The 12,635-nt window shown below is 55.0% G+C and carries 13 protein-coding genes; 4 read left to right on the top strand and 9 right to left on the bottom strand.

What is annotated here, in order from left to right; all coding sequences use genetic code 11:
* Window positions 1-136: 136 nt before the first annotated feature.
* The 7 genes from ABO_RS13425 to ABO_RS13455 form a co-directional block, all read right to left on the bottom strand.
* Window positions 137-886, bottom strand: coding sequence for a hypothetical protein (locus tag ABO_RS13425; RefSeq protein WP_011589898.1), 750 nt, complete (start codon window positions 884-886; stop codon window positions 137-139).
* Window positions 883-2,004 (bottom strand): AI-2E family transporter, encoded by a 1,122-nt coding sequence (locus tag ABO_RS13430; RefSeq protein ID WP_011589899.1) that lies wholly within the window; start codon window positions 2,002-2,004, stop codon window positions 883-885. The genes ABO_RS13425 and ABO_RS13430 overlap by 4 nt, the downstream gene beginning before the upstream one ends.
* Window positions 2,005-2,072: 68 nt before the next feature.
* Window positions 2,073-3,050: a calcium/sodium antiporter gene (locus ABO_RS13435; protein WP_041705154.1), complete on the bottom strand. Its 978-nt coding sequence runs from the start codon at window positions 3,048-3,050 to the stop codon at window positions 2,073-2,075.
* A gap of 158 nt (window positions 3,051-3,208) precedes the next feature.
* Window positions 3,209-6,277, bottom strand: coding sequence for an efflux RND transporter permease subunit (locus tag ABO_RS13440; protein WP_011589901.1), 3,069 nt, complete (start codon window positions 6,275-6,277; stop codon window positions 3,209-3,211).
* Entirely contained in the window at window positions 6,278-7,351 is a 1,074-nt protein-coding gene (locus tag ABO_RS13445; RefSeq protein WP_011589902.1) for an efflux RND transporter periplasmic adaptor subunit, read from the bottom strand.
* Window positions 7,352-7,629: 278 nt separating this feature from the next.
* Window positions 7,630-8,367 (bottom strand): glutathione peroxidase, encoded by a 738-nt coding sequence (locus ABO_RS13450; protein ID WP_011589903.1) that lies wholly within the window; start codon window positions 8,365-8,367, stop codon window positions 7,630-7,632.
* A 139-nt stretch (window positions 8,368-8,506) separates the two neighbouring features.
* Complete coding sequence (locus ABO_RS13455) at window positions 8,507-8,953, bottom strand: Dps family protein (RefSeq protein WP_035459887.1); 447 nt, start codon at window positions 8,951-8,953, stop codon at window positions 8,507-8,509.
* Window positions 8,954-9,260: 307 nt separating this feature from the next.
* On the opposite strand from ABO_RS13455, the gene ABO_RS13460 reads away from it, so the two are divergent.
* The 4 genes from ABO_RS13460 to ABO_RS13475 all read left to right on the top strand — a co-directional run bounded on the left by ABO_RS13460 (window position 9,261) and on the right by ABO_RS13475 (window position 11,202).
* Window positions 9,261-9,935, top strand: a complete 675-nt coding sequence (locus ABO_RS13460) for a PAQR family membrane homeostasis protein TrhA (protein ID WP_011589905.1) — start codon at window positions 9,261-9,263, stop codon at window positions 9,933-9,935.
* A gap of 97 nt (window positions 9,936-10,032) precedes the next feature.
* A complete protein-coding gene (locus ABO_RS13465) occupies window positions 10,033-10,350 on the top strand; it encodes an ArsR/SmtB family transcription factor (RefSeq protein WP_011589906.1) in 318 nt (105 codons plus the stop codon).
* Window positions 10,340-10,780 (top strand): YeeE/YedE family protein, encoded by a 441-nt coding sequence (locus ABO_RS13470; protein WP_041705157.1) that lies wholly within the window; start codon window positions 10,340-10,342, stop codon window positions 10,778-10,780. The genes ABO_RS13465 and ABO_RS13470 overlap by 11 nt, the downstream gene beginning before the upstream one ends.
* Window positions 10,777-11,202: a DUF6691 family protein gene (locus ABO_RS13475; protein WP_011589908.1), complete on the top strand. Its 426-nt coding sequence runs from the start codon at window positions 10,777-10,779 to the stop codon at window positions 11,200-11,202. The genes ABO_RS13470 and ABO_RS13475 overlap by 4 nt, the downstream gene beginning before the upstream one ends.
* A 134-nt stretch (window positions 11,203-11,336) precedes the next feature.
* On the opposite strand, the gene ABO_RS13480 is transcribed toward ABO_RS13475, so the two are convergent.
* Window positions 11,337-11,813, bottom strand: a complete 477-nt coding sequence (locus ABO_RS13480; protein ID WP_011589909.1) for a glutathione peroxidase — start codon at window positions 11,811-11,813, stop codon at window positions 11,337-11,339.
* 146 nt (window positions 11,814-11,959) lie between these two features.
* Complete coding sequence (locus ABO_RS13485; RefSeq protein ID WP_011589910.1) at window positions 11,960-12,634, bottom strand: type 1 glutamine amidotransferase domain-containing protein; 675 nt, start codon at window positions 12,632-12,634, stop codon at window positions 11,960-11,962.
* Window position 12,635 lies beyond the last annotated feature (1 nt).

Below are 12,635 nucleotides of genomic sequence, written 5' to 3' on the forward strand. Positions count from 1 at the left end.
GAAGTGCCTGACTGTTTGGTTCATGGCATGAATAAAACGCAAAAGGGCATCGTAATCACACCGATGCCCTACTTTTTGGTATTGGTTGGCCTTTCAGGGGTTTTTCTAGGGAGCCCTGGAGCTAGCTAGCTGACGTTTAGTTTGTGAACGGTTGGCAGTACAAGGAGATCTGGTCGTCGTCGCTATCAAATTCCGTATAAGCAATGATTGCGTCGTAGCTGCGACCGCTGCTGACACTACAACTCACCTCATCAATCATTACGCCCTGAGTTTCATTGTTGATAGTAACGGTCAGGTTACTGCCAGCACTGAGTGATACATAGCTGCTGCCATCGGCATATTCCAATCCACTCACAAGCGGTTGGCCGCCGGGAATGCCACTGCTTGAGGTAACGCTCAACTCATCTCCGGATAAGCGCGACAGAGTATTGATAAAGCGAACTCGAATCTGCCCGCTGGCTACATCCATTTTCTGATGACTGAAGGTTTTCAGCTGGCGATTATCTAAGGTGGTATCCCCCATCAGCACCACGGTGTAACGATTGCCGGCAATGAGAGTGCGATTGATCGGGCCGCTGACCAGCGAGCTGCCTGAACTGCTACCACGAACATCGAAGGCCACCGACTGGCTGTCATCATCCAGATCCAGGCTATTGACACTCACGTTGCCCCGCGTGGTGTAGTCCACGTCACTTTCCAGTGCCGAATTCTGGTCATCCACGAACAAATCCACGGTAATATCGTCTTCGCTGCCGCCACCTACCTGGGTAAGCTGATTATGGAAGTACAGCCGAGTACTGTCGGAGAATAGATCATCGTCTTCATCACAACCGAATGCAGACAAACCGACAACGGACGCCGCCATCACCAATCGCAGAAAAATCATCGCTGTTCACTCCCGGAGGAGGATTCAGCCTGCGCGCTTTGGACCGGCAACCCAGGCACATCCTCCTCGTTAAATTCACGGATAAAGATACCCCAAAACGCGACAAAAAGAGCCGCTAGCAGAGGACCAACGGCAAACCCAGTGATACCAAACATGGCCAAACCACCCAGGGTGGAAAATAGCACCACATAGTCCGGCAACTTGGTATCACGGCCCACCAGAATCGGGCGCAGAATATTGTCCACCAGGCCGATCACAAACACCCCGAACAAAATCAGGACGGTGGCCTCCTTCATGTCGCCCACGGCATACAGATACAACGCCACCGGGAACCAGATCAGCCCTGCACCCACCGCAGGAATGAGTGACAGTACCGCCATCACTACCCCCCACAGTAAAGCGCCAGGAATGCCCAGCCACCAAAAAATCAGCCCGCCCAAAGCACCCTGCGTAATCGCCACCAGCAGGTTTCCCTTAATGGTGGCACGGGTCACTTCCGCAAACTTAGCAAACAGTAACTCTTCACGCTCATCGCCTAGAGGCAGAGCCCTAATCAGCATAGCCACCATGGAGTCACCATCGCGGATCAGGAAAAACGCCAGATAGAGCATCAAGCCCAAGTTGAGGAAGAATTGAAAGGTATTCTGCCCTACCGCCAATGCCCGTTTAGCGAGGAACTGACCGGCGCCGGTAAACGCCTTGACCGCCTGTTCTTTGATTTTTTCAAGGTCCACATCAAAACGCTCTGCCAGAGATTGCACTCCCGGAAAAGCGTGTTTGACCTTGTCCACATAGCTGGCCAGATCAATCTCACCGCTTTGCACCTTCTGAAACAACCCGACCCCTTCGGTGACGAATGAGGTCGCCACCGCCAGCACAGGAATCACCACCAGCACTACACACAGCATCAGGGTAAACAGCGCCACCAAATTACGTCGTGTCGGCCAGCGAGCCAGCAAGCGTTTATGCAAAGGATAGAAAATCACACTAATTGCGCAGGCCCAAAAGATAGGCGCAAAGAAAGGCTGAATCAGCAAGGCAAACACGGCGCTCACCGCCACTAGGGAAAACAGAAAAGCACGCTGTTCCAGTTTTTCCAATATTCCCGAGTCCCGCATACCCTGCCGCCTCCTTATCTCTCGTCATTCGGATAAAACCGAAGCCGTCCGTCCGAGCCCAAGCGAGGTCAACCGCCCCCCAGCATGGTAGACCCCAGATAACCCATGTATGCCACATAAACCACCAGCAAACCAACGCCGTTAGCTCGGGTTATTTGGCCCTTACGGCCCCACAGGCCGAAACCCATGACGAACAGCATCAGCGTCAGCCCCATCATTAGAGACCAGTCGCGCTGCAAAACGCCTGCATCCACAGTCATGGGTTTGATGGCGCCGGCGATACCGACCACCGCCAACGTATTGAACAAATTCGAGCCTAGCACGTTACCAAAGGCTATATCGTGTTCGCCCTTGCGCACCGCCGCAATGCTGGAAGCCAGTTCCGGCAAAGAGGTGCCAAGAGCAACGATAGTAAGGCCAATGATCAAATCGCTGACGCCCAAGGACTGGGCAATCAAGACTGCGCCCCACACCAGCGCCCGAGAGCTGACCACCAGCAGAATCAACCCCACCACCAACCATAGCAACGCTTTCTTCAACGGCAGCGGGTGCTCTGCCAGATCCGTCTCCACTTCTCCGGCGAGCACATCGGCTTTGCCCGTCATCGCCGCATAAATAGACCAGCCCATCAGTACCGCCAACACCCCAATCAGCACCCAGGCGTCTAGGCGAGAAATGTGTCCATCGATGAGCTGATAGCCCGACAGTAGGGTAATCAGTGTGAGAATCGGTAGCTCTTTCTTGAGAATAGCGGAATTCACCAGAATCGGGCTCATTACCGCCACTACCCCTAGAATGAGGGCGATGTTAGAAATATTCGACCCGTAGGCATTACCTAACGCCAGAGACGGGTTGCCTTCCAGCGCCGCCAGCGCCGACACCACCATCTCCGGGGCAGACGTACCAAAGCCCACAATCAGCATACCGATTAACAGAGGCGGCATACCGGCATGAACCGCCGTACCCGCCGCCCCTTCGACAAATTTGTCCGCACTCCATACCAGCAGTATCAGCCCGCCAATCACGGCGGCAATGGCCAGCAACATCGGCACTCCTTGGGGTCATCAATTCAGGATGATAATCATCTCAGGCGGGCACATTGTGGCAGAGAGGAGCGAGGCTGGCACCTACATAGATGCAACCCGCATCACGCCCCATGCGCCACGCCGCGAAGAGGCATGGGCGTGAGGCGTATCGCGCTTATTTAGACATGCTGGTCTTCACCAGGCTTGATGCCATAGACGAGCGTATAGAGCACCGGAACCACGATCAATGTCAGCACGGTAGCGAAGCCCAAGCCAAACATGATCACCACCGCCATCGACTCGAAGAACGCGTCGAACAGCAGCGGCACCATGCCAAGGATGGTGGTAATCGCCGCCATACACACCGGTCGCACCCGCGAAATGGATGCCGACACCACTGCATCGAACGGCGCCAGCCTCTCGCGGTCCAGCTTGATTTGTTCCACCAGCACAATACCGTTCTTCACCAACATCCCAGACAAGCTCAGAAATCCCAACAGCGCCATAAAGCCAAACGGTGAATTGAGCACCAGCAGGCCAAAGGTCACACCGATAATGGCCAACGGCACCGTGGCCCAGATCACCAATGGCGAGCGCACTGCGTCGAACAACATGATGGTAATGATGAACATGAACAAATAGCCCATGGGCAGACTGCCGAATACCGCAGCCTGAGCATCCTTAGCGGCTTCGTATTCCCCACCCCACTGGAGGGAGTAACCCGGCGGCAGCTCCAGAGCTTCGATGGCCGGGCGAATCCGCCGCAGCACCTGATCCGCGGTCTCCTCGCCAAGCACATCCGGCTCGGCCTGCACGGTAAGCGTTCGTTTGCGATCACGACGCATGATCAACGCATTTTCCCATTCGGTCTTGAAATCCGAGACCACCTGACTGATGGGAATATAGGTCGAATAGGCCGGCGACCAAACCTGTACATCGTTAAGGTTATCCGCACTCAGGCGCTCATCGTCTGGCGGCCGCGCCACAATCGGCAACAACTTGCTGCCATCACGGTACAGGCCCACATTGCGACCGCTAAAGTTCAGTGCCAGGGTATTATCCAAGTCCTCGCGGGTAATCCCAGCACGGCGGGCCTGAGCTTCCTGGAACTGGGGGCGAATCACTTTTTCCTGCTGACGCCAGTCGTGGCGGATGCTTTCCAGCCCACTATCAGCTTGCATAATCGCTTGGGCTTTCACGCCCAACGCCCGCAGCTCTTTTGGGTCCGGGCCACTGAAGCGGGCTTCAATAGAGGCCGCCGGGCTGGGGCCGATCATCAGGCGTTTCACTTTAGCGAACGCTTGCAGGTGTCGGTCGCGAATCAGCTCACGGGTCGCCGCTAGGGTCGGATCGATCTGCTCCCGGTCGGACACCTGCACGATCAACTGCGCATAGCTGGAGTAACTTTTTTCAGGCATATAGGGCAGCATGAAACGCTGTGCCCCCTGACCGATAGTCGTGGTCACCTGCTCCACACTATCCATCTCCAGCAAATCATGCTCTAACCGCGCAGCCGCCTCTTGGGTAGCACGGATATCGCTCCCTTGGGGTAGCCAGTAGTCCACTAGAAACATGGGAGTATTGGAGGGCGGGAAGAACGCTTGCTTCACGAAACCAAAACCGACAACGGCCACCACCAACAGCACGCTCATAAAGCTCAAGGTGATCACCCGGTGGTGGATCGCCCGATCCAGCAAGCGCCGATAAATGACAAACACTTTGCCAGAGTAGGGATCCTCACTTTCGCCATTTTTACCTCCCACGTCTTTCTCATTGAAAAACAGGTCGGCAAAAAACGGCACCAGCGTAATAGCCGTCACCCAGCTGAGCATCAAAGAAATCAGCAATACCCAGAACAAGGTATTACTGTATTCGCCAGTGGCATCCTCCGATAAACCGATCGGAGCAAACGCCATAATAGCGATGACAGTGGCACCCAGCAGCGGCCAAACGGTTTGCCGAACAATTTCTTTCGACGCCTCCAGCTTGGACAACCCGCGTTTCATGCCCACCAGAATGCCTTCGGTAACCACGATGGCGTTATCCACCAGCATCCCTAGAGCAATAATTAGCGCCCCGAGCGAAATTCGCTGCAGATCGATGGCCATAACTTTCATGATGATGAACGTGCCAAGGATGGTGAGCAGCAACACGCTGCCCATCAATATCCCGGACCGCACCCCCATGAACACGAGCAGCACCGCGATCACAATGGCCACGGCTTCACCCAAATTGAGCATGAAAGCGCTCACCGAATTATCGACTTCTTTGGGCTGGTTGTAGACCGTGGCCAACTGCATGCCCGCAGGGCGCTGATACTCAAGCTCGGCCAAGCGCCGATCCACCCGAGCCCCAACATCCACAACGTTCACACCCGAGGCAAAGGAAATCCCCATGGTCAGTGCCGAGCCACCATTAAAGCGATACAGATGGTAAGGCACTTCCGCATAGCCGCGCTCGATCGTCGCCACATCGCGCAGGTAGACCAACTCGCTAGCGCCGGGCTCGGAAATCAACAAATCGCCCATGCTTTGCACGGAAGGAAACTCACCGGTGGGGTAAATACGGATGTATTCGTCACCCACCCGCACTTTGCCCGCCGGGTTCACCTTATTCTGGGTTTGTAACAGGCCGAAAATACGGTCAGGGCTGATTCCCAATGACGCCAACCGAGAGCGGGAAAGCTCCACCAGCACCTGCTCCTGTCGCTGCCCGCCAATAGTGACCTTGCCGACCCCATCTACAAGCACCAGTTCGCGAGTCAGGTAGTCGGCATAATCTTTCATGTCTTGGTAGGAGTAACCGCCGCCGGTTACGGCCAAAAGAATGCCGTACACATCACCGAAATCATCAATAACTTGAATCGTCCCCGCACCAGGAGGCAACTGATCCTGCAAGTCGGTCATCTTGTGGCGCAGCTCATCCCAAATCTGCTTGAGCTCGGCGGCCCGGTACTCGGGCTTCATTTCTACCTGCACCTGAGACAGGCCATTGCTAGAAATGGACGTCACATTTTTCACATAAGGCAGACTCTGGATCGCTTTCTCCACCGGCAGTGTCACTTCCTCTTCCACCTGTCGGGGTGAAGCACCAGCGTAGTTAGTAACCACCATGGCAATCTTGAGGGTGAATTCCGGGTCTTCCAGTTGCCCTAAGCGGGTAAAGCTCACCACCCCACCGATCAACAAGATCAGCGTGAACAGCCAGCTCACCACCTTGTGGCGAATACTGTACTCGGCAATGTTCATTTACAGGCCCCGTTCCTTCACCAGTTCACGAACCGCCTGCCCTTCTTTCAGGCGATGAACCCCGGCCGCCACAATGCGATCTCCGGGCTGCAACCCATCGGTGATCTGGACGCCGCCGCCCACAACTTCACCCAGGGTGACCGGCACGGCCGTCACCGTGTCGTCATCTTGATGCTTCCACACATGGGCGCCTTCCTTGCCGTCAGGGTTGAATACCGCCGCGGCCGGCACTACCGGCACCTTCTCGGTACCCGGCATGATCTGGCTAAGATCAATCTCCACATCCACACTCATTCCCGGCAGCACCATGATGCCTTCCGGGTTAGGCATCGTCAGGGTGATGATATAAGTCTGGGTGCGATCCCCGGCACTAGCCTCATGCTCTTTGTATCGGGCTTTGAAAGTGGTATCCGGGGCCCCCTTGAAACGCACACTCGGCTGATAATCTTCACGCATCTTGGTAAAAAATTTGCGTACGTTAGTAAAAAACCGCTCAGAAACAGCGAACTCGATATCGATATTTTTATCGCCCTGCAAGTAGAGGATCGGCTGCTTGGCCTGTACGAATTGATAATTCTCCACTTCGGTGCGTGCCACCGTACCGCCATAGGGCGCTTTCAGACGAGTGTAGTTCACATTGTCCCGGGCCAAGCTTAGAGCCGCCTGGGCTTGGCGGCGCTTCGCTTCAATTTCATCGAACTGAGCTTCAGAAATAACGCCCCGCTCACGCAGGCTGATACCACGTTGATACTGGCTCTCGGCCAAATCATGCTGGGCTTGCCGATCGGCTAACTGATTTTTAAAGTCCGACGGATCAAGCGCTGCCAGCAATTGCCCTTTCTTAACCTGCTCGCCGGCCCGCACAGGAAGACGCTCAAGCTGGCCGGACACCCGAAAAGCCAACTCTGACCCTTCGGTGGCCACCACCTTGCCTGGATAATGACGCAAGGTGCCATCGCCGCCATTGACGGTCTGCAGCTTCACCGGTTGTGGCATGGGAGCCTCGGCCTGGGGCTCTTCTCCACAGCCCCACAAGGCCAGTGCTAGGCCCAGGGTTACCCAAAAACGTTGCATCGTGCTCTCTCCGATCTAAAAACGGTACTTGTTAGTACCAAATTATCGCACAGGTGCAAGCGTTTCTCGTTGACCTTTTTACCCGCGCTATTTTTTTACCTTATCAGGGGCAGGGATAATGGAGATATGGGCGTTCCGTTACCAGGATAAATAAACGTTAGGCCCGCAGCGGGCCTAACGAATAGCATGCAGTGTGCGACGTGAACGGCACAGCGGCACAAAAAAGGGCCCCGCCGGGCCCCAAAGAAGGAAGAAAGTTCGCATTCACGCGTTGCGAGTTAGCCCTGTTGCAACCAGGCCTCCAACTCATCAGCGCCGCCTATACGCTCACCTTCAATGTATATCTGTGGCGTGGTCCCCGCGCCGGTGACCGCAGCCAAAGAGCTGTAACTCAACCCTCGGCTACCCAACTCAATTTCTTCAAAGGCATAACCGTAATCGGTCAGCGCCTGTTTCGCACGCGTGCAGTGCGGGCAGCCCGGCTTGGTGAACACGGTCACTCGCTTAGGCAAAACCGCTTCGCCGTTAATATACTTTAGCATGGTATCCGCATCAGACACTTCAAACGGATCCCCGGGCTTATCCGGCTCAATGAACATGCGATCGATGACGCCGTCTTTCACCAGCATGGAGTAGCGCCAGCTTCGCGGGCCAAAGCCCAAGTCCTGTTTATTCACGAGCATACCCATCTTGTCGGTGAACTCACCGTTACCATCTGGGATAAAGTGAATATTGCCAGCAGCCTGATCACCAGCCCAAGCATTCATAACAAAACCATCGTTCACCGACAGGCAGACAATATCATCTACACCGTTAGCCTTGAGTACAGGCGCCAGCTCGTTATAGCGTGGCAGATGGGTCGAAGAACAGGTGGGGGTAAACGCTCCAGGCAAGGCAAACACCACCACAGTTTTTCCCTTGAACACGTCATCGGTGGTGACATCTTTCCATTCGTTGCCTTCCCGGGTTCGAAACGTTACCGCTGGAACAGGCTGACCTTCGCGATTCTCAAACATATATTGACTCCCTGGATAGAATCGAAGCCGCTTACTGAAAGGGCGGCTTTCTCAAGCACAAGATCGAGAATAGCCACCCTAGAAAAATCAATAAAGACGATTAATCCTATCCAGGCGATTGCCTATTGCTATAGGAAGATCAACCCAGATGCGCCGAGAGCATCCACGCGGATTTCTCGTGAATCTCGATCCGGTTACTGGCGACCGCACCAGAACCTTCATCCTCATGTTCGCTGGCCAGCTTCAATACCCGGTTGGCCCGCTCCGCCACAGTACGGTGATCCTCTGCCAGCTCTTTGATCATATCCGATGCATCCGGATCGCCGGTGGCATCCTGCACCGTGGACAACTTAGCAAACTCGGTGTAGCTGCCTGGCGCTTTCCAGCCCAACGCACGGATACGTTCAGCAATGGTGTCCACCGCTTCCGCCAGCTCAATGTATTGCTGTTCAAACAACAGGTGCAGGCTATGAAACATAGGGCCAGTCACATTCCAGTGGTACTTGTGCGTTTTGAGATAAAGCGTGTAGCTCTCGGCCAGTAGTTTGCTTAGTTCTTCCGCGACCTGCTTGTTATGTTCAATCATGGCGAGTCTCCTTTTCCAGTTTTGTCCTTGCCTGCAGCGCCAAGGGGGTCCCATTGTTTGCTGGGCTGCTTAATACCATTGGGCCAGCAAAATGCATTTCAATAGCAGGATTGCTTGGCTGCCAGCCTCTTCACTGGCCACATGATTAGAAGATATACCGTCACAAACGTCCCTTCACTCACAACGCATTTGTGTTATCGCGCACACCCGAACATTCAATGTGTACATCTGTCCGATTTCGCACTTTACACCCCGGCCCACACCTCGGCATCATGCTACTTCTGTTAATAACCGAGAAGACTCGCCAATGGCCACAGCCCCCAACCCGGAACCGCCGTATTCGATTCTGGAAGAATGGCTCAATGGACTAACCCACGGCATTGGCGCAGCCCTGAGCATTGCTGGCACCGTAATCTTAGTAGTTGCAGCCAGCCTGTTGGGCGACCCGTGGAAGATCGTCAGTTTTAGCATTTTCGGCGCCAGCCTGATTCTGCTCTACAGCGCCAGCGCGCTCTATCACAGCCTACGCAACCCGAAGTGGCGCGCCGCCTTCAAGATGCTGGATCACTGCGCTATCTATTGCTTGATTGCCGGCACTTACACGCCCTTTCTGCTGGTCAACCTGCGTGGCCAGACCGGCTGGATTCTGTTTGCGGTGATCTGGGTACTGGCGCTCACCGGCATCGCCCTGAAAGCGCTGTATGGCCACCGCTTCAAACTAATGCGCGTGGGCATTTACCTCGCCATGGGCTGGCTGATTGTGGTCGCCTCCAATGACCTAACCACCAAACTCAACGATACCGGCTTCTGGCTGATCCTGGCCGGCGGCATCACCTACACCGTGGGCGTGATCTTCTACTTGGCCGACCGTTTTATTCCCTTCAATCATGCCATCTGGCACCTGTTTGTTATGGGCGGCAGTATTTGTCATTTTTTAGCGGTCTATTATGGCGTGCTACCTTTTACCACTCCCGTCGGCTGATCAGCCTTACAATACTTCAACAAAATTCGAAAAAAGCTTGAGGTCTGAATAGCAACAATATAATTTTTACTTAATTATATATTGTTGGATCCGCTCCATGACTACGATCGATCCCGACACCCTACGCGACAATGCCGTGCAAGCCAGCCAGCTACTGAAGGCGCTGTCTCACCCAGACCGGTTGATGCTGTTATGTCGCCTCGCAGAAGGCGAACGCAGCGTCAGTGAACTGGAACCCTTAGTGGGCGTTTACCAACCCTCACTCTCTCAGCAACTAGGCATTTTACGCCGCGAAGGGCTCGTTAGTAGCCGCCGGGAAGGCAAGCAAGTGTTCTACCAGGTTGCCAACCAGGATGCCCTGGCGGTACTGGAAGTACTGTATCAACGCTTCTGCGAGAACGGCAATGACTATTGATTGGAACAACTTTACGCCTTGGTCGTCATTAGCGGGTGGCGTTTTGATTGGCCTATCGGCTCTGCTGCTGCTGCATGCCAACGGTCGCATAGCCGGCATCAGCGGCATCCTCGGCGGGCTACTGCGCGCCGAACCAGGAGACAAACACTGGCGGCTGGCGTTTCTACTAGGCTTGCTAGGCGCCCCGTTACTGTGGCGCATGCTGGCTGAGCTGCCGCCCCTTATCATCAAGGCTGACTGGCCTATACTCATTGCTGCTGGCCTGTTGGTTGGCATCAGCACCCGCTACGGTGCGGGCTGCACCAGTGGCCACGGAGTATGCGGCATCTCCCGCCTTTCCCCGCGCTCACTGATTGCCACCCTGACATTCATGGCCAGTGGTTTTGCCACCGTGTACCTAGTACGCCATTTACTGGGAGTTACCCTGTGAACCGATCATTACTGACGGCATTCTTCAGCGGCCTGATTTTTGGCGCCGGGCTGCTGCTGGCCGGCATGGCGAACCCGGCCAAAGTGCTGGCCTTTCTGGATTTGACCGGCGCCTGGGATCCGTCCTTGGCCTTGGTGATGGGTGGCGCAGTGGTCGTCGCCGCCGTTGGTTTCGCCGCCGCCCGTGGCCGCCAACACGCCTGGAGCGGTGAGGCTATGGAAATACCCACCCGTCGTGACTTGGATGCTCGCCTAATTCTTGGCGCGCTGGGGTTCGGCATCGGTTGGGGGCTAGCCGGCTTCTGCCCGGGGCCCGCGTTGGTGGCTCTGGGCACCGGCAGCCTAAAAGGTATCGTTTTCGTGGCGGCCATGATTGCCGGGATGGGCATTTTTGAGATACTGGAAAAACGCAAACGCGCGTAAAGGCAGCGACAAGCCACGTATTTGGCCTTCAAACTCTGCAAAACCCTACCCGCCCACACCTTTCAAAGCGTAGGCGGCAAACTTACCGTATGTTCATGACTGGGTTGCGCTGTAGCGTGTGGCTAGCCCATTTTCTACAGAAGCGCTTCAATATCCTTTTGAATTGCTTCCGGCTTGTCAGTAGGGGCGTAACGCTTCACCACCTTGCCGTCCTTGTTTACTAGGAACTTAGTGAAGTTCCACTTGATACCCTTGCTACCCAATACGCCCGGAGCTTCCTTTTTCAGAAAATCATACAACGGGTGAGCATCGCCCCCATTCACATCCACCTTATCGAACATGGTGAAGCTGACACCGTAATTCTTTTCACAAAAGGCACCAATTTCATCCGCCGCCCCTGGTTCCTGTTTACCAAACTGGTTACAGGGGAATCCGAGAACCTCCAGCCCTTTTGGTTGCAACGTTTTATACAGCGCCTCCAGCCCTTTGTACTGAGGCGTAAAACCACACTTGCTGGCCGTATTGACGATCAGCAGCACCTTGCCTTGAAAATCGGCCAGGGACTTTTCTTCACCACTCAGGGTAATGGCGCTGTAATCATAGATCCCCATGTTCTCTCCCGAACAATTAAAACCCAAACGTGAATAACCAGAATGCCTGAATAGAAAAGCCGATAGCAGGCAAGTTGCGCCTAACAATACTGCAAGCCACTATCGGCTGCGAGGCCACAATCGCTGGATTGTGCGCCACCCATGGGTTATTCGCTGTACAATTGGTTAATCACCGCCTCCGCCACCACATGGCTGGACTGCGGATTCTGACCGGTGACCAGTTTGCCATCGGTAACCGCATGGGCAGCAAAATCATCCGCCAAATCCAACTGGGCGCCCAGGTCTTCAAGGCGAGACGCCAACAGAAACGGCATTACCTCATCGAGGCCCACCTCCCGCTCTTCACTGTTCGTGAAACAGGCCACCGTTTTATTCTGCACCAGAGGGGCGCCCTGCTCGTCGCGCAGCCCCACCAACGCGGCCGGGCCGTGGCAAACCGCGCCCAGCAAACCGCCCTGAGCCCAAGTGCGCTCCATGACGGCCGCAACCAAGGGGTTATCCGGCATATCGAACATGGCGCCGTGTCCGCCAGGCACAAAGACACCGGCAAAATGGTCTTCCCACACCATCTCCAGTTCACGGGTGTTTTGCAAAACATCCACCGCCTCAGCCCACGCTTCCTTCTTACTATCATCGGGGGCTGAGTTCGGGTCCACAGGAATTCTCCCGCCTTTCGGGCTGGCCACCACCACCGGGATTTTGTTTTCTTTGAATAACAAATAAGGCACTGCGAATTCTTCCAGCCACAGGCCCGTCGGCTGATTTTCGCCCATCTCTGATGCGCTGGTAACGAGCATTAATAACGGTTTGTCCAAATTCATG

The sequence above is a fragment of the Alcanivorax borkumensis SK2 genome, from assembly GCF_000009365.1.
GTDB lineage: Bacteria > Pseudomonadota > Gammaproteobacteria > Pseudomonadales > Alcanivoracaceae > Alcanivorax > Alcanivorax borkumensis.